This is a genomic window from Paraburkholderia sp. IW21 (assembly GCF_041321145.1).
Taxonomy (GTDB): Bacteria; Pseudomonadota; Gammaproteobacteria; order Burkholderiales; family Burkholderiaceae; genus Paraburkholderia.
Map to the genome: position 1 here is coordinate 176509 of NZ_JBGGWA010000010.1, position 16805 is coordinate 193313.

Below are 16805 nucleotides of genomic sequence, written 5' to 3' on the forward strand. Positions count from 1 at the left end.
CCCGTTGAATCACTCAGTAACGGTATTCGACGTTTAGCCGTGTGCCGACAGGCCGTACATTTTGTGCAGCGCGCGCGTGTGGCGGCCGCTTTCCAGTAGCGCGGACAGCCGCGCGAGGCGCGGCGCCGCCAGTTCACGCACCGCCGCCTCGTCCGCGAGGATCTTACGGGTCAGGTCGTGCTTGCGTAGGCGCTGCGAGTCATCGAGCGGGACGCTCGCGTCGACTGGCCGCAGGGTATCGGCCAGTGTCGAATACTGCGCCTGCAATTCGACTACGGTATCCCAATTGTCTTCGCGCGCTGCGCTTAGCATCCGTTCCACTACCTGGAGGATGCTGGCATAGCGCATAAGCAACTGATCGGCGGTGATGATCGGTTCCATATCGAATCAGGCGGTGGTGGTCAGTTGTGTCAGGCCGGTCGAGCTCCTGATCTGCGGCTTGATGCCATTCCAGCCGTCCTCGATGTTCGCGAGCAGGCCATCGACTTCATCGAGCAGCGCCGGGTCGTTCTTCAAATTAGCCTCGAGCAGGCGGCGCGTCATATAGTCGTACAGGGCATTCAGGCGCTGCGCGAGATCACCGCCCTGCTCGAGGTTGAGTCCCTGCTGCAGGCCCCCGCCGACGATCATGATGGCTTGCGAAATCAACTTGCCTTTCTCGGGGATGTTGCCGTTCTGCATGTGCACGCGGCCCATGCGGATCGCGCGGCGCGCGCCTTGGAACAGCAGCGCGACCAGTTCATACGGGCTTGCGCCGTGCACGCTGGTCTCGATGCCAACGCGTGCATAACTGTCTGCTCCAAACTTACCTGGCGAATACATGAATACTGTCCTCTTCTTGCGGGTGGGCCGGCATACGGCTTGCCTTGCGACGTGGTTCCGTTAACGGCCGGATGAGGTAGGCGGATTGAAGGTCAATTGCAGGAAGCTTGCGGTCGATTGCATCTGGACCACCATCGCGTTCAGTGCCGAGAATTGGGCCTGGTACTGCTGCTGCACTTGCGTGATGTACTTCTGCAAATTCGTTTGCTGCGTCTGCAACGATGAAATTTGCGTATTGAGCGTGTTCGTCGCATTCGTGATCGAACCGCTGGTCGAATTGGTCGCGCTCGTAACGACTGCGTTCAACAGCGAAGCAAAACCCTGCGAGTAGTTGACGGCGCCGAGTGCGCCCGTGCTGTTGCCGCTCACCAGAATCTGCAGGCCGGCCGCCGGGCCGGTGTTGCCGACGGCCAGCACCTGACCATTGCCGGTTGCCGCATAGCCGCCGATCGTGCCTTGTACATCGAGGCCGCTAGTGGACGTCGACGAGCTGCCGAAGAGCTGCGCCACACCCACGCCGGCGATCGAGACCGATGACTGCGAGCCGTAGCTCGTCGATGCCAGTTTCAGCACGCCGTTGTTCTGGGTCACGTTGACCGACACGCCGGTCTGCTGCAGCGTGGTGTTGGTGTTGAGGGTGGTCTGCAGTGCCGTTGCAAGCTGCGAAGGCGTATAGATGCCGGCCGCAAGCGTGACGTTCGTCATCGCGCCGTCCACCGTCACGGCCAGCGGCAGACCGCCGGACGCGATCGTGGTCGAGTTGTTGCTGACGCTGCCGCCGAAGAGCTGGGTCGCGCCGGTGCTGCCGCCGTCGGAAATCGAAATCGTCTGAACGCCGCCGCCCGCCGGCGTGACGCTCAGCACGCCATTGTGTTGGGTCACTGTGGCGGCGGCACCGATCGCGCTTTGCAGCATGGTGGCGGCACCGGCGGCTGTGTAGGTGCCCGCGGTCAGGCTTACGGTGGTCGGCGCCCCGCCTATCGTCAGCGAGAGCGTGGTCCCCGGCGCGATGGTGGTCGAGCTGCCGAGTGCGACGCTGCCGGTCGCGGTGTCGAATGTCGGTGCGGACGAGCCAGTGAAGGCCCCTTGGGTCGCGGCCTGCGTGATGTTGACCGCGTACGAGCCGGGCTGCGTGTTGGCGCCGCCAATCAGGTACGTGACGTTGCTGTTGGTTGCGGAGCCGGCGGTGCCGAACAGCGCGGCAAACTGGTTGGGGTTGCTTTGCAGCGCGCGGGACAGGGTCGAATTGTCGACCGACAGTGTGCCGTCGTTGTTGAGCGCGATGCCGACAGCGGACAGCGACGAATAGCCGGTGCCGGTGCCGGGCAGCGCGTTGGCGACCACGTGCTGCAACTGGTTCTCGATCTGCGTCGTGGTGGCGTCGCCGATCAGCGGGCCATTGGTGCCGCCGGGATTGTAGGCGGTGAGCGAACTGATCGTGCTCTGCAGTGTGTTGTAGGCCGAGACGAAATTGCCGATGTCGCTCTGGATCGCACTCGAATTATTTGCGACTGTGACGGTCGATGTGCCCGTCTGCTGGAGGTTCAATGTCATGCCGGACAAGGCGGTTGCGACTGTATTGGTCGAACTGGTGAGCGCCAGGCCGTTGACTGTCAGGTTGGCGTTCTGCGCTGCCACGGTCTGGGTCATTGTGCCAGCCGTACCCGGCGAGTAGGTCAGCAGCGAACTGATGCCGGCGTCGCCTTGCACCGAGATCTGCATGCTTTCGTTGGCGCCGGTTGTGTTCGACGTCAGCACGAGCCGGTACGGCGTGCTGCTGCCGTCGTTGATGATCGAGGCGGTGACGCCGAGGTTGGCGCTGTTGATTGCGTCGCGCAGACCCGCCAGCGTATCGTTGCTGCTGTTGACTGTGATGCTGCCGGTGCTTTGCGCCAGATTTGGTGTGAAGGTCGAACCGCTTTGTGTGCCGAACGTGAACGTGACGGTGGACGTGCCGTTGCCGCTCGCCAGTTGTGTGTTCAGGCTGGCCTGCCCGGCTGTCGCGAGCGACTGCGCCTGCGCCAGTTGTGTCGTGGCGACGGTGTACGTGCCCGCCTGGGCGCCGACAACCGCGCTCGCGGTGAGCGCCGACGTATTGCTGGAGGTCGCGCTGAACGTCTGGAACTCGGTTGGCTGATTCAGTTTCGTCAGCGATTGCTGAAACGTCGCGAGTGCCGAGCTGAGCTGGCCGTAAGCGGAAATCTCCGTCTGGACGCCGCTTACCTGTTTTTGCAACTGCGTGAGCGGAATGCTCTCTATCTGCATTAACCCCGTGAGCACCTGGCTGATCGGCAATGTGGTTCCAAGGCCAAGGCCGACCGACGAGATGACCGACGAGGCCGACGGCGTCGATGCGCTGCTGCTCGTACTGGTCGTGGTGCCGGTGGCGGGCGTCGCCGTGCTGCTGGTCGGAGTAATCGATGTAGCCATGCTGAGCCTTTTCCTTCTCGAGCGGTGCCATGTGCGGGCTTTGCGCTGAACGTGGCGGTGCATCTGCGTCTGCGCGGCCGCGGGGCATCCGCCAGTGGTGCGTCGGTTTTGGAGGCGGCGCGCCTGGTGTGCCGCCTCCAAAACCGGCCGGCGCCTGAGCGCCGGCCAAATACTACCTGCTTACTGCGTCATTGCCTTACTGGAGCAGCTTCAGGACCTGCTGCGGCAGCTGGTTCGCCTGCGCGACCATTGCCTGGGCGGCCTGCGACAGCACCTGGGCACGCGACAGCGCCGACGTCTCGCTGGCGTAGTTCGTGTCCTGAATCGACGACTGGGCGGATTGTGCGTTCTGGGTCAACGAACTCAGGTTCGAAATCGTCGAGGAGAAGCGGTTTTGAACTGCACCGAGTTCGCCCTGCATCGTGTTGACCTGATTCAACGCGGCATCCACGGCCTGGATGGCGTGTTGCGCGTCGGATACCGACAGCACGTCGATGCCGGCGAGCGAGCCGCTCTGGTTCACCGAGTAAGAGCTGGCAGCCTGAGTCGCAAGCGTTTCGCCGAGCTGCGTGGCCGCCTGGGTGCCGCCAATGGTGAAGGCCGAACCATCGCTGGTCGCGACCGTCAGCGTGCCACCAGCCGAAAGCGACGCCGTGAGGTTTGCATTGCCCGACGCGGCTTTGACGGCAGCTGTGAATGACGCGACAGTCGTGTACGTGCCTGCTCCGACCGAGGTGCCGTTGATCGTAAGTTGGCCGGCCGTCAGCGTGAGCGGCGACGTGAAATTGCCGGCAGCATTGGCCAGCGCGGCGTCGTTACCGGCGCCGACAACCGTTTGCGTCGCGGCAGGCGTCAATCCCGCTGCAAGCGTGCCGCCGACCTTGATCGCGATCGGTGAGTTGGCGTTAATCGCGAACGCGCCAGATGCGCCGGAGGCGGTGATGCCGAGCGCCTGGAGCTGCGTATTATTGTTGATCGCGCTTTCGAGGCCCGCGACCGTGGAGATGCCGCTGCCCGTCACGTTGATGCCGTTGATCGTGAATTGGCCGGCCGCCAGCGTGGCGGGGGCGCCGAGGGCCGCCGCCACGTTGGCATCGGTCAACGTCGTCCCGACCACATTGGTCGCGGTGGTTTGACCCAGGATGTTGTTGGCCTGAGTACCGCTGACCGTGATCGGTGTCGACGTGCCCGACAGCACCAGCTTGCCCGTGCTGCCGCTTGCGGTGATGCCGCTCGCAGCCAGCGACGAATTGCTGTTGATCGCTGCGGCAATCTGGGAGACCGTCAGGTTCGAACCCGAGGTGGCGGTGACGTTGACGCCGTTGATCGCAAAAGCGCCGGCGCCGAGGGTGGCACCCGGCGTCGCGAAGGTACCGCCGGACAGCGTCTGCGCGCCGGCAGAAAGTTGCGCGCCGCTGTTGGCTGCGTTCTGTGCCTGGATCGATGCAGCCGCGCCGCCGCTCAACGAGATCCCGCTGGCCGACTGCAGATGCACAGTGCCTTGCAGTTCGCCCGACGTGCTGGAGGCGCCAGCATACGAGGTTGCGCTCAGGCTACCGTAGGTGCCGTTGCCGACGGTGTACGCAGTGTTGTCGAGGCCGCCGGTCACGTTGGCGCCGCCGCTTTGCGACACGGTGATGTTGCTGCCATCGGCAGCGGCCAGGTTTACCGAGCCGTCGTTGTTCAGCGCGGCGGATACGCCGGTCTGGCTGGAGTACTGGTTGATCGCATTGACCAGGTTGGTCGTCGAGATCGAGCCGCCGTTGGCGCTCAAGGTCTGACCGGTGGCGCCGAAAATGTTGACGTTGTTGATCGTCAGGTTATAGGTTTCGGACGCCGTGGTGGATGCATTGCTCACCGTCGACAGGCTGAACTGCTGGGAGTTGCTTGCGCTGGCGCTCAGGCCCGAGATGTCGGCGTTGTTGATCGCCGCTGCCGCTGCGTAGGCGCTATCTGCGCTTTGGCCAGCGCCCGTACCCGCCACTGCGTTCGAGATCGTGATGGGTGCTGCGCCGCCGACTGCGAGGCTCAACGGCTGGTTTGCCAGGCCAGAAGTGCCGGCCAAGGTGAGTGACGTCGCGTAGGTCTGGCCGATCTGGCTGGTTTTCGCGCCAGCGCTCAGGTTCACGGCGATGGTTTGGCCTGCGTTTGCACCGATCTGGAAATTTTGCGTGCCGAACGAACCGTCAAGCAGCGTCTGGCCGTTGAACTGCGTCGTCGAAGCGATCGTGTTGATCTGTGCCAGGCCTTGCTGCACTTCCTGATTCAGCGCCGCGCGGTTTGCTGCCGAATTTGTCGCATTCGACGCTTGCACCGCGAGCTGACGAATCGTTTGCAGGTTGTTGGTGATTTGCGTGAGTGCGCTTTCGCCGGTTTGCGCGAGCGAAATGCCGTTATTCGCATTCTGCGTCGCAACGGTCTGGCCGTTGATCTGCGCTTGCAGTGTGGTCGCAATCGCGAGGCCAGCAGGGTTATCTGCGGCGCTGTTGATCGAGAGCCCCGACGACAGTTGGGTGATTGCGTTAGTCACCGCGGCCTGGTTGTTCTGCAAATAGTTCTGCGCAATCTGGGACGCAATGTTGGTATTGATAACCGTAGTCATTCAATTACTCCTATATTCAATGGTTTGCACATTCCGGCAAGTCCGCCGTAACGTACGGCCGTGCACTGCGATGTCCATTTGCCGTCGTTAAGTGGGTTATCGGATAGGTTCCGGAAATCTTTAGCCGGTGTACTCCGCGCGTGCCGCCACAGTTCACCTTGACGAGCGCGCCCGAGTCTTGTGCGACGCCGGTCCATTGTCCGTTTCGCCAGCCAGCGGAACGGCCTGACCGCACCCCTTCGGGCCGCACGCGGGCGATTCGACGCAGCCATGCTGCAAGTGGCGATTCCTCAAGTTAGCGGTAACTTAAGCCGCTGTTCCGACCTTTGTCTGTCGTCGACCTGATTAAGAATGACGGCATTCACTTGTCAACACCCTTGGTTACGCCTATGACGGACCCGCTTTGTCGAATGCGCGCCGGTCTGCATACCGGTCTGGAAGCCGACGCCTACGCCGAGGCGCATGCGAGCGCGCCCGCATTGCTGCGGCTCGCCGCAATCCTCGATATCCAATGCCGCCATGCGGACGCCGCCACGCTTTTAAAAGCTGCAGAGATTGCTGTGCCGGCATTGCCCGGCCTGCAGGCTCGCCTTGCGCTTTCGCTTTCGGCCGCAGGCGAACATATCGCGGCGCGTGAGCGGTTCGAAGCCGTTCTGGGGGGCGATGTGTCCGCGGATACATCAGGCGTGGACAATCCCCCGATAACGTCGCGACTCCAGCTCGCCTATTCGCGCACGCTCCTCGCGCTCGATGCACCGGAAGAAGCGTTGGCGCAAGCGGACAATGCGGTCGCGGGCAATGCCGACGACGCATGCGCCCACGCTGCGCGCGGCGACGCATGCGCCCACGCTGCGCGCGGCGACGCATTGGCGGCGTTGGGCCGGTTGCCGGACGCGCTTACCGCCTATCAGCGCGCGGCCGTGCTCGAACCGTCATTGGCTTGGGCACACTATGGTATCGGCAAGACATTCATGGAGCTCGGCCGAGCCTTGGCCGCGTTGCATGAGCTGTCGCGCGCCCTGGAGCTTTCGGAACGCGCGCAGCAGGACACCGACGCAGCGGCGCAGACTCGCACGTCGCCGTCGCCGCTCAGCTATCCGTGTTTGCCGGTCCACGCTTTACCCACATCCGCTATCTGCGAGTCGATCGGACTGGCGCTGGGCAAAGGCGGTCAACCTGCGGAAGCACTACCCTGGTTCGAACGTGCGCTGGAACTCGAGCCGAACCGCGCGACGACGCTACGTCATATGGGTAACGCGCTGGCGATGATGCGTGCCGACGACGCGGCGCTGGCGTGCCTTCAGGCGGCCCGTCGCGTGCGTCCCGACTTCGATGAGGCCTGGCTCGACGAGGCGGGCCTGCTGCTGCGTCGAGGCGACTATGCGGAAGGCTGGCGCGCATATGGCAAGCGCGAAGGACAGCGGATGCTCGAAACTCTGCCGTCGTGCTGGTCCGGCGAAGAGTCGCTCGCCGACAAGACGATTCTGCTGATTGCCGAACAGGGCCTCGGCGACACGATCCAGTTCGCGCGTTATGCGCCGCAGGTGGCGGCTCTCGCGCAGCGCGTGATCCTTGAGGTTCAAGCGCCGCTGCGGCCGTTGTTCGACGAAGTGAGCCGGGACTGGGGCGTCGAGATCGTTGCGCGCGGCGATGCGCGACCCGATGGCGACCACCAATGCCTGCTGCTCAGTCTGCCGCGCCTACTCCGGACGACGCCTGACACCACCCGTGACCCGAGCGGGTATCTTCGTGCACCCGCAAAGCGGCAAGCGCTCTGGCGCGAGCGGCTCGGGGCCCGCAGCGCGACGGGACGATTGCGGGTAGGTCTCGCCAACGCCGGCAATCCGCAGTTCAAGAACGACGCACTGCGCTCGATTCCGCTCGTTGCTTTCGAAGCCTGCTTTGACTTACCCGGCGTTGACTGGGTGATCCCGCAGCCAGAGCTCCGCGACGCGGATCGCGCGGTGTTGGAGCGGCATGCCAACGTCATCTCGTTTGGTGCCCAATTGGAAGACTTTGCCGATACGGCGGCATTGCTCGAACAACTCGACCTGGTGATCTCGGTCGACACTTCGATCGCCCATCTGGCCGGAGCACTCGCACGCCCGGTGTGGATTCTGCTGCCGCACTTTCCGGATTGGCGCTGGATGCACGATCGCGCCGACACGCCCTGGTACCCGAGTGCGCGCCTTTTTCGCCAGACGGTAATGCATGACTGGGGCGGGGTGATCACGCGAGTGCGCGAGGAGCTTTCGTTACGAGTCGCGCGGTTCACGTGAATAGGCGGCTATTTCGTCCTCTGTTCCTTCTTTGTGTTCCGTCCGGTTCCAGTAATCTGCGTTGGGGGCTCGATCTGAAGTCTCCGCGCAGTCACCCTGCATCACTTTATCGAAGCGTCCTATCCATGAATCCTGTTCAGACACGGCTCACGGCGGAGCCGGGGCACCCACCGGCTTATCAGCCGTTGGGTCTGGCCACTTTGCTCAGAGAAGCGACAGCGGGAAACGATCTCACGCCGCTAGGGGAACGCTTGCTCGCGCATAGCCAGCGTTATGGGGATCCGTACGCCCTGCTCGATTTGTCCCTGGTGCTGCAGCTCAAATATCAGAAAGCGTCCGCACTCGCCGTTCAGACACTGGCCATTCAAATGCGCAGGCACTACCGGCTAACGAGTGCGCATTCGGCCGAGGCGCCGGTAAAGGTGCTCGTGCTCAAATCCCCTGGCGATCTCATGGCGAATACGCCGTTTGAATGCCTGGTTGAGAACGCCGACCTTCAGGTCGACGTGTTGTACGTTGATGGAGATTTGCCTCAGGACGCGAGTTTGCCGGAACACGATGTCATTCTCGTCGCCGCCTGCGCGTTGGATGAAAACGCTGACCCGCTCGCTCGAATCGCAGCGCTGACCGGTCGCGCCGATTGTCGGGTGCTCAACCGGCCCGAGCGCATCTCGCACACGACGCGTGACGCCGCCTATGCGCTCTTGGGCAAGGTTCCCGGGATTTGCATGGCCCACACCGTGCGGCTGTCCCGCGAGCGGATTCTCGAAGCCGCGTCGGGCGCGTTCGATCTGTCGGATGTGCTCGACGGACAGTACCCTTTCATTGTGAGGCCGGTGGGCTCGCACGCCGGACAAGGGCTGGTGAAAGTGTCTGACGGGCTTGACCTTGCACGTTATGTGAACGGCACGGACATCCAGGAATATTACGTCGCGCCCTTTATCGACTACAGCAGCGCGGACGGCTTGTTCCGTAAGTACCGGATCGTGATGATCGAGGGCGCGCCTTTCGTGTGCCATATGGGGATTTCGCGCGAATGGATGGTCCACTACCCGTACGCCGAGATGATTGCGCACCCTGAGCGCCGGGAAGAGGAAGCGCGCCTCATGGCGAACTTCGATTCCGACTTTGCAGTGCGTCACCGCGAAGCGCTTCGCATGATTGCGGAAACGACTGATCTGGACTACGTAGGATTCGACTGCGCCGAAACGAGCGATGGCCGCCTGCTCATCTTCGAGATTGCCACCGCGATGGTCGTGCATGACATGGACGATCCAGACACGTTTCCTTATAAGGCGTCGCAAATGCGTCGAGTCTTCAATGCATTTCAGCAGATGCTGCGCCGCGCGGCTGCGGGCTCATGTTAATTCAACCGAAGGCTTGTCCACGAACCATGAAATCCAACACATTGAATTTTTCCGGTGGTCCCGGTGCGCTTCCGGAAACCGTGCTGGAGCAAACCCGTGAGGCCGTGGCGAGTCTGCCGGAGACGGGCATCTCTGTGCTCGGCATGAGCCATCGATCAGACTGGTTTCGATCGATATTGAATGAAGCAGAACAGAACCTGCGCAGCCTGCTCGGCATTTCCGATGACTACGCGGTCACATTTTTGCAGGGTGGCAGCAGTCTGCAGTTCGCGATGATTCCCATGAATTTCGCCTCCCAGGCCAGTGCGCCGCCGGAATACGTGACGTCCGGCTACTGGAGCGGCCGGGCGACCTCGGAAGCGGCCAAAGTGACCGCGCGAAAGGTCGCGTGGGATGGTCACGCGACGGGCTATCGGCAATTGCCCGACCTTCAGGCGCTGGATGTGTCGAGATCGGCCGCTTATCTGCACTACGTGTCGAACGAGACCGTGGAGGGCTTGCAATTTCCTGTTTGTGAAGACCAGATGCCGGTGCCGCTTATTGCGGATATGTCGTCCGATTTTCTGTCGAAGCCGTTCCGGCCAGATTTGTTCTCGATGATGTATGCCCATGCGCAGAAGAACCTGGGTCCTGCAGGGGTGACGGTGGCGGTCATCAAACGCTCTCTTCTCGAACGGATTCCGGACGGCTTGCCGGCCATTCTCGACTTTCGCACGCATGTGTCACATGGCTCGAACTACAACACGCCGCCGGTATTCGCGATCTATGTCATGACCTTGATTACCCGTTGGCTGCGCTTCGAGATCGGCGGTTTGCATTCGATGCAAAGAATCAACGAAAGCAAGGCGAAGCGGTTATACGAAACACTGGACGCTTTGGGCGATGCGGTGACGATCCACGCGGATCGTCCGTGGCGCTCGCAGATGAACGTGGCGTTTACGTTTGGCGATGCGCGACTCGACAATGCATTTATCGAGACCGCGCGGGAACAAAGGATCATCGGGCTGGAGGGCCATCGTTCGATTGGGGGGGTGCGGGCGTCGCTATACAACGCCGTTACGGAGGAGGCGGTCGATCTCCTGACGAATGTCCTGACGGAATTCAGTCTGCAACGCGTGTGAGCGCCAACAAAGGGGGCTGACAGTCGTGTCGCCCCCAGGCTCAGCGTACTCCGCAATTCCGGATTTCAATCGTGTACGACCTGATTAGGACGCTCGACGAGTTCGTGGCTTGACGGGAATCATGGCAGGCACGCCGCCCGGTTGCTGCGGGAACGAGCACCGCGCAGCGAAGGGCGCGCGAGCCCGGCCGGCTGCACAACTAGACGGTGCGGCGGCCGGCCGCCTGGCTTTCGCGTTGGGCTCTTCGCCGCAAAGTCGTCGGATCGTCCCGGGGTCGCGCTGCAAGGGCTAGCGAGACGGCGTATTCTCTGTTTCTCTCTGGAAAAAACCGTGGAGGAATTGTGCAAAAACGCCGGATTGGTCACTCGGAATTGCAGGTTGCGCCGCTGATGTTTGGCGGCAATGTATTTGGCTGGACCGCCGATGAGGCGACCTCGTTTGCGATCCTCGATGCGTTCGTCGACGCCGGTCTCGACTTTATCGATACCGCCGATGTTTATTCCGCGTGGGTGCCGGGCAACCAGGGTGGCGAGTCGGAAACCATCATCGGCAAGTGGTTCAAGAAGAGGGGCAAGCGCGACAAGATCGTGCTCGCCACCAAGGTCTCCAAGCATCCGCAGCGCAAGGGCTTGTCGGCCGCCAACATTCAGGCGGCGGTCGAAGATTCGCTGCGGCGCCTGCAAACTGATTACATCGACGTCTATTTTTCCCACGACGACGACGCCGAGACGCCACTCGCGGAAACGCTCGGCGCCTACCAGAAGCTGATCGCGGCCGGCAAGGTGCGGGTGATCGGGGCGTCGAACTACAGCGGCGCGCGCGTCGAGCAAGCGCTCGCGGTATCCCGCCAGCACGGCCTGCCCGAATATCAGTTGCTGCAACCGGAATACAACCTGTACGATCGCGCCGCCTACGAGCGCGATATCGAGCCCGTGGCGCTCGCCAATCAGCTCGGCGTGGTGGTGTATTACAGTCTTGCAAGCGGATTTCTGTCCGGCAAATACCGCTCGCAAGCAGATCTGGCCAACAAGGCGCGCGGCAGCCGGGTCGAGAAGTATCTAAACGAACGCGGTTTGCGGATTCTGGGCGCGCTCGACCGGGTCGCCGAGCGGCACGGCAGTACGCCGACCACCGTTGCACTGGCGTGGTTGATCGCCCGCCCGAGTGTAACGGCCCCAATTGCCAGCGCGACCTCGGTTGATCAACTCAAAAGCCTTGCCGCCGCCGTGCACTTGATGCTGACCGGCGCCGATATCCGCGAGCTGAACGAGGCGAGCGCCTGACCGCGTAACTGGCCTGGTGTAACCGCTAAACCCCTGGTAGGATGGAGAGTTTCCTGATATCATCAGGAGTGAATTGAGATCTTTGCCTGTTTCGTCAATGTTTTTTCATTGATGAAAGGTTGGCGAAATGGCAACAGACGCGGCTTTTGCATTACGTCTGTCCGCGTTCCGCGGTGAACTCCCCACCTCTCTTTTCCGGCCTCCGTGGCCGCTTTGCCTCGCGTTTCATTCGTGGTTTGGCCGGGGTTCTCCCCGCGTTTGCCTGTTACTGGCTACGAATCGAAACGACCGGAGGGCCGGCGCGTGAGCGGTCTCCCGCCACGCAATTAACCCGTATCAAGTGATTGAGTTAGGAATTACATGACGACGATTCTTCTGAAGGAAAACGAGCCGTTCGAAGTGGCGATTCGCCGCTTTCGTCGCGCAATCGAAAAGAATGGCCTGATCGCTGAACTGCGTGAGCGTCAATCGTACGAAAAGCCGACTACGGCACGTAAGCGCAAGAAGGCCGCTGCTGTGAAGCGCCTGCACAAGCGCCTGCGCAGCCAGATGCTGCCGAAAAAGCTGCACTAAGCACGCTTTTACGCACGCCGAACGGCGGTGTGAGCTTCGAAAGAAGCCACATCGCCGTTTTGCTTTTGAAGCGCCGGTTTGCCTTGGGGGTGTTGCTTTGACGGTTGCCGGTTTGCTTTTGGCGTCAGACGTGGCGTGCCATGCCGGGACATGGACGTGGACGTGGACGTGGACGTGGACGTGGCTAGCGGGCTTTCGGATAAGCAACCCAGCATGCTCCGCGCGTCAGCCAGCCTTGCGGTTGCGTCCCTTCTTGCCGAGCGCCACGCATCGCGCGCGGCACATGCAGTTCGCCTCATGGTCGTTCACCATGCCGACCGCCTGCATGAACGCATAGCAGATCGTCGAGCCGACGAACTTGCAGCCGTAACGCTTCAGCCCTTTGCTGAGCGCGTCCGAGACCTCGGTGGATGCAGGCGCCTGTTTATACGATGCCCAATCGTTCTGGATCGGCGTCTGATCGACAAACGACCAGACGAAGTTGGCCAGCGAGCCGTGTTCGGCCTGAATCTGCAGCACGGCGCGCGCGTTGGTGATGGCCGCCTCGATTTTGCCGCGGTGGCGCACGATACTTTCGTCCAACACCAGCGCATCGACATGTTTGGGCGTAAAGCGCGCCACCTTGTTGATGTCGAAATCGGCAAACGCGCGGCGATAGCCGGCCCGTTTGTTGAGAATCGTCGACCACGACAAACCGGCCTGCGCGCCTTCCAGCACAAGCAACTCGAACAAATGCTGATCGTCGCGCGAGGGCACACCCCATTCGGTGTCGTGGTAGTGTGCGAGCGCTTCGCTCGATACCCAGTTGCATCGCTGTGTCACTGTCGCGCTCCCGTATTGTCATGTCGCCCGTCAGCATAGCGGAAGCCGTGCGCGCCGCAAGCTGGCCATTCAGCCGATTGCCGGATTGAAACTGACCTGCCACGCTATGCGTTATTCACAACCGGAACTCACTCGATTCGATGAATAAAGACCTCTTTCTGATCGGCATTGACGGCGGCGGCAGCGGCACACGTGTCGTACTCGGCGACGCGCAGGGCCGCGAACTGGCGCACGCGGCGAGCGGGCCGTCGGGTTTAGGCCTTGGCATCGAACGCGCGTGGCAGGCTATCGGGGCCGGCTGCGGCGAGGCATTTGCACGCGCGGGCGTGGCGCTGGACTGGTCGCGCTGCGTACTCGGCTGCGGGTTGGCAGGGGTCAATAATCGCGACTGGCTGGCCGCGTTTCGCGCGCAGGCCCCCGCGGTCGCCGGGCTTGCCGTGGAAAGCGACGCCTACACCACTTTGCTCGGTGCGCACGGCGGCGCGCATGGCGTGGTCGTCGCACTCGGCACCGGCAGCGTCGCGGCCGCGCTCGGCGGCGACGGCGAATGCCGCATGGCCAGCGGCTATGGTTATCCGTCCGGCGACGAAGCGAGCGGCGCGTGGCTCGGGTTGCGAGCCATCGTGCACGCCCAGCAGGCGCTCGACGGGCGCGTGCCCAACGACGATCTGGCGCAAGCGTTGCTCGCCCACGCCGGTGCGCGTGACCGCGACGGCCTCGTGATCTGGCTGTGCGAGGCCAATCAGACCGCTTACGCGAGGCTTGCGCCGATCGTTATCGCACATCGCGCGCATCCATTCGCGGCGCGTTTGCTCGGCGAGGCCGGCGAGGAAGTGGGCAAGATGATTGCCGCGCTCGACCCCTCGGCGACCCTGCCGGTCGCGCTGTGTGGCGGCCTCGGTGCGCCCCTGCGCGAGTATGTGCCGCAGATCTATCAGGCTCGCTTGCGCGAGCCGTTGGCCGACTCGGCGCACGGCGGCCTGCGGTTGGCGCAGCGCGAAGCGGTTCGCATCGCCGGCTGAGAATCGGCGGCGAGCCGGGCGCGATCTCGCGGATGCGGCGCGCAACGGTAAAATGCGATCTTTGACGCTGCCCGGCTGCTCACACTATGTACAAAGTCATTGCCACGGATCTCGACGGCACGCTGCTCAACGCCGATCACCAGGTGGACCCGTTCACCATCGCCACCGTGCGCAGACTGGAAAGCGACGGGCTGCACTTCGTGATCGCGACGGGCCGCCATTACTGCGACGTCGCAGGCATTCGGAATGTGCTGGGCATCAACCCGTATCTGATCACGTCGAATGGCGCACGCATCCACGCGCCTGACAACACGGTGATCCACGCCGATGATCTGCCTCCGGCCATCGTGCAGCGCCTGGTGCAGCCGGAAATCGCCGGCGCGCATGGTCGCGTGATCGTCAACCTGTTCGCCGACCAGGCGTGGTTGATCGACCGTGATGCGCCAGACCTGCTGAAATTCCATCAGGATTCCGGCTTCACCTATGAGGTGACCGATCTGCCGAAACATGACGGCGTCGACATCGCGAAGGTTCTCTACATAGGCGAGCCCGCCGATCTTGCGCACGTGGCGGCAAACCTGGCGCGTGAATTTGGCGACGCGCTGTACGTCACGTATTCGTTGCCGGACTGTCTGGAAGTGATGACCTCGAACGTATCGAAGGGGCGTGCTTTGCAGATCGTGCTCGAGCGTCTCCGTCTCGACGCTTCACAATGCGTGGCGTTCGGCGACAACATGAACGACATCGACCTGCTGGAGACAGCCGGGCATCCGTTCATGATGAACAACGCCAATCCCGATCTCATCACGCGTCTGCCGAACGTGCCGCGTATCGGCAACAACTTCGAAGCGGGCGTTGCGCACCATTTGCGCAAGCTCTTCTCGCTCGACGACGAATTGATGTCCTGAAAGCGGACGGCCCGCATCCACTTTCGCGGATGCGGACCGGTTGTTGCGTCAGTTGCGCCATTTTTGTTCGCGGACGACTGACAGACAATTGATGCTGCGCTCAAGACCGCTTCACGGCTCACTCCTTTCGCCAACCTTGATCATTCGGCTAGACCCTGCGTAGCGGGCTGTGATCAGCCGTGCCATCCGCCGCGGCGGTCGCCGTGATCGCCGTGATCATCGTGGGCTCTGTGGCGGTCGTTGTGATCCCAGCCGCGGTTATCCCCGCGCTCGCCACGGTAGTAGTCGCCGCGGTCGTTACGACGATCCCAGCCGCCATTGCCGTAATACACCGGCTGCGGCGCTGCGTAGACGGGTGCAGGCTGGACATAAACCGGTGTGCCGAGCGACAGGCCGATATTCAGATCCGTATGCGCTTGCGCGACGCCGCATGCGCCCGCCGCGAGTCCTGCAGCAACCAGCAAGTGAGTGACGATGCGTTTCATGTTGTTCTCCTGTGAGGCGACGGATGTTTGTCGCACAGGTTCAATCTACGCATTCCGGTCGCCGCATAGTGCGACGAGATGTTACGGACTGAAAGTATCGTCGCAGGGTTTGAAAGGCGGTAAGGGCGGCATTCGACCCCATTGCGCGATTTGCGCCTTTCGGCTGAAGCCCCGTCCTATAACGCTTTGCGGCTCCTCAAAGGCCGCCCGTGCAAAGTCTTCGCCGCCTGTTGTCAAAATAAGGCGCCCGCGCCCGTAATGGCGGCTTACATCTGTATTACCCAATTACTCAGCGGAGCCAGCGGAAGCGCTCGCTGCCGCCGCGGACGGCGCGCCCGGCAGCGCCGCGCAGGGACAATCGGCGGCGCGTCCATTCAGTCCCTGGCTGTCATGCCTGAAACTGGCGCGTGCCGTGCCGTTTTGCCAGTCGAGGCGAACGATATAAATACTGTCGAAGTCGTCGCTTTGCCACTTGGGGACATCAGCGGCATTGCCCCCATGCGCGCTCATCATCTGACGCAATAGCTTCACGATCAGCTTGTGTTCCCACGCAACGACAATCAGCTTGTTCCGATTGGCCGGATTGACGAGCGCCGTGCCGAGCTGGTCGATCTGCGCGAAGCCGTACGGCGTTTGCACCGGCATCTGGAATTGGATAGCGGTCGGCTCGATGGTTGCAAGCGGCCGAATATAGTAATAAGGGTGGCCGTTGTCGTCCTTTTGCTGGCCGGGATCGGGTGCGTAGATCGCATCCGGTTTGCCGAACTTCGCTGCGATTACCGCCGGCAATGCCAGCGCGCGGTTGAGCCCCTGGCAATTGAGCTGGCCGTAGCCCTCGGCGGGCTTCTCGCCGTGGCGCACGAACACGAGCGTCTCAGTATTGCCGTCGGCCGCATGCGCGGCGGGTAACGCCAGTACGCCACTGCACAGGCCGCAAAGGGAGAGTGCGACGCCATGCAGGAATCCGCGGAAACGGGTCATCGGTAGTACCTGTGCGAGCTTGGGAAGTCGCCCGATTCTAGCAGCGGGTCGTTCGTGGGCAACTGAGGCGCGGTGTCGTTCGCACTAAAACAAAGCGGGCGCCGCAGCGC

Annotated in this window: 15 protein-coding genes; 8 read left to right on the forward strand and 7 right to left on the reverse strand. The window is 62.4% G+C overall.

All coding sequences use genetic code 11. From position 1 onward, the window contains the following. Positions 1-33 precede the first annotated feature (33 nt). The 3 genes from ACAX43_RS23240 to fliD are packed head-to-tail and all read right to left on the reverse strand — an operon-like array spanning position 34 to position 3087. A complete protein-coding gene (locus ACAX43_RS23240) occupies positions 34-381 on the reverse strand; it encodes a flagellar protein FliT (RefSeq protein ID WP_370710753.1) in 348 nt (115 codons plus the stop codon). Positions 382-387: 6 nt separating this feature from the next. Further along, entirely contained in the window at positions 388-822 is a 435-nt protein-coding gene (gene fliS / locus ACAX43_RS23245) for a flagellar export chaperone FliS (protein WP_370710754.1), read from the reverse strand. A gap of 60 nt (positions 823-882) precedes the next feature. Continuing rightward, complete coding sequence (gene fliD, locus ACAX43_RS23250) at positions 883-3087, reverse strand: flagellar filament capping protein FliD (protein ID WP_370710755.1); 2205 nt, start codon at positions 3085-3087, stop codon at positions 883-885. Between the two features lie 7 nt (positions 3088-3094). On the opposite strand from fliD, the gene ACAX43_RS23255 reads away from it, so the two are divergent. Then, complete coding sequence (locus tag ACAX43_RS23255; RefSeq protein ID WP_370710756.1) at positions 3095-3301, forward strand: hypothetical protein; 207 nt, start codon at positions 3095-3097, stop codon at positions 3299-3301. Positions 3302-3448: 147 nt separating this feature from the next. Here ACAX43_RS23255 and ACAX43_RS23260 read toward each other — a convergent pair whose 3' ends face one another. Next, the gene (locus tag ACAX43_RS23260; protein ID WP_370710757.1) at positions 3449-5854 is read right to left on the reverse strand and encodes a flagellin; all 2406 of its coding nucleotides are present in this window, start codon (positions 5852-5854) and stop codon (positions 3449-3451) included. 389 nt (positions 5855-6243) lie between these two features. Between ACAX43_RS23260 and ACAX43_RS23265 the strand changes: the two genes are divergently transcribed. The 5 genes from ACAX43_RS23265 to rpsU all read left to right on the forward strand — a co-directional run bounded on the left by ACAX43_RS23265 (position 6244) and on the right by rpsU (position 12477). Continuing rightward, entirely contained in the window at positions 6244-8133 is a 1890-nt protein-coding gene (locus ACAX43_RS23265; RefSeq protein WP_370710758.1) for a tetratricopeptide repeat protein, read from the forward strand. Between the two features lie 125 nt (positions 8134-8258). Beyond that, a complete protein-coding gene (locus ACAX43_RS23270) occupies positions 8259-9500 on the forward strand; it encodes a RimK family alpha-L-glutamate ligase (RefSeq protein ID WP_370710759.1) in 1242 nt (413 codons plus the stop codon). 26 nt (positions 9501-9526) lie between these two features. Then, the gene (locus ACAX43_RS23275) at positions 9527-10621 is read left to right on the forward strand and encodes a phosphoserine transaminase (protein ID WP_370710760.1); all 1095 of its coding nucleotides are present in this window, start codon (positions 9527-9529) and stop codon (positions 10619-10621) included. 341 nt (positions 10622-10962) lie between these two features. Then, entirely contained in the window at positions 10963-11904 is a 942-nt protein-coding gene (locus ACAX43_RS23280; RefSeq protein WP_370710761.1) for an aldo/keto reductase, read from the forward strand. A gap of 360 nt (positions 11905-12264) precedes the next feature. Then, complete coding sequence (gene rpsU / locus ACAX43_RS23285; RefSeq protein WP_006050883.1) at positions 12265-12477, forward strand: 30S ribosomal protein S21; 213 nt, start codon at positions 12265-12267, stop codon at positions 12475-12477. A 225-nt stretch (positions 12478-12702) separates the two neighbouring features. Here the strand turns inward: rpsU and ACAX43_RS23290 are convergent, their stop codons facing one another. After that, entirely contained in the window at positions 12703-13299 is a 597-nt protein-coding gene (locus ACAX43_RS23290) for a DNA-3-methyladenine glycosylase I (RefSeq protein WP_370710762.1), read from the reverse strand. Between the two features lie 140 nt (positions 13300-13439). Here ACAX43_RS23290 and ACAX43_RS23295 point away from each other — a divergent pair, with 140 nt between their 5' ends. Together ACAX43_RS23295 and ACAX43_RS23300 are read left to right on the forward strand one after the other, a co-directional pair. Beyond that, the gene (locus ACAX43_RS23295) at positions 13440-14321 is read left to right on the forward strand and encodes a BadF/BadG/BcrA/BcrD ATPase family protein (RefSeq protein ID WP_370710763.1); all 882 of its coding nucleotides are present in this window, start codon (positions 13440-13442) and stop codon (positions 14319-14321) included. Positions 14322-14407: 86 nt separating this feature from the next. Beyond that, the gene (locus ACAX43_RS23300; protein ID WP_370710764.1) at positions 14408-15229 is read left to right on the forward strand and encodes a Cof-type HAD-IIB family hydrolase; all 822 of its coding nucleotides are present in this window, start codon (positions 14408-14410) and stop codon (positions 15227-15229) included. A 173-nt stretch (positions 15230-15402) separates the two neighbouring features. Here ACAX43_RS23300 and ACAX43_RS23305 read toward each other — a convergent pair whose 3' ends face one another. Together ACAX43_RS23305 and ACAX43_RS23310 are read right to left on the reverse strand one after the other, a co-directional pair. Continuing rightward, entirely contained in the window at positions 15403-15714 is a 312-nt protein-coding gene (locus ACAX43_RS23305; RefSeq protein ID WP_370710765.1) for a PXPV repeat protein, read from the reverse strand. Between the two features lie 285 nt (positions 15715-15999). Continuing rightward, positions 16000-16695, reverse strand: coding sequence for a histidine phosphatase family protein (locus tag ACAX43_RS23310; protein WP_370710766.1), 696 nt, complete (start codon positions 16693-16695; stop codon positions 16000-16002). Positions 16696-16805 lie beyond the last annotated feature (110 nt).

Coding starts and splice junctions, on each gene's coding strand:
- ACAX43_RS23270 (WP_370710759.1), top strand. CDS start 8,259: ATGAATCCTGTTCAGACACGGCTCACGGCGGAGCCGGGGCACCCACCG.
- ACAX43_RS23300 (WP_370710764.1), top strand. CDS start 14,408: ATGTACAAAGTCATTGCCACGGATCTCGACGGCACGCTGCTCAACGCC.
- ACAX43_RS23265 (WP_370710758.1), top strand. CDS start 6,244: ATGACGGACCCGCTTTGTCGAATGCGCGCCGGTCTGCATACCGGTCTG.
- fliD (WP_370710755.1), bottom strand. CDS start 3,087: ATGCAGATAGAGAGCATTCCGCTCACGCAGTTGCAAAAACAGGTAAGC.
- ACAX43_RS23305 (WP_370710765.1), bottom strand. CDS start 15,714: ATGAAACGCATCGTCACTCACTTGCTGGTTGCTGCAGGACTCGCGGCG.
- fliS (WP_370710754.1), bottom strand. CDS start 822: ATGTATTCGCCAGGTAAGTTTGGAGCAGACAGTTATGCACGCGTTGGC.
- ACAX43_RS23310 (WP_370710766.1), bottom strand. CDS start 16,695: ATGACCCGTTTCCGCGGATTCCTGCATGGCGTCGCACTCTCCCTTTGC.
- ACAX43_RS23295 (WP_370710763.1), top strand. CDS start 13,440: ATGAATAAAGACCTCTTTCTGATCGGCATTGACGGCGGCGGCAGCGGC.
- ACAX43_RS23240 (WP_370710753.1), bottom strand. CDS start 381: ATGGAACCGATCATCACCGCCGATCAGTTGCTTATGCGCTATGCCAGC.
- ACAX43_RS23260 (WP_370710757.1), bottom strand. CDS start 5,854: ATGACTACGGTTATCAATACCAACATTGCGTCCCAGATTGCGCAGAAC.
- ACAX43_RS23275 (WP_370710760.1), top strand. CDS start 9,527: ATGAAATCCAACACATTGAATTTTTCCGGTGGTCCCGGTGCGCTTCCG.
- rpsU (WP_006050883.1), top strand. CDS start 12,265: ATGACGACGATTCTTCTGAAGGAAAACGAGCCGTTCGAAGTGGCGATT.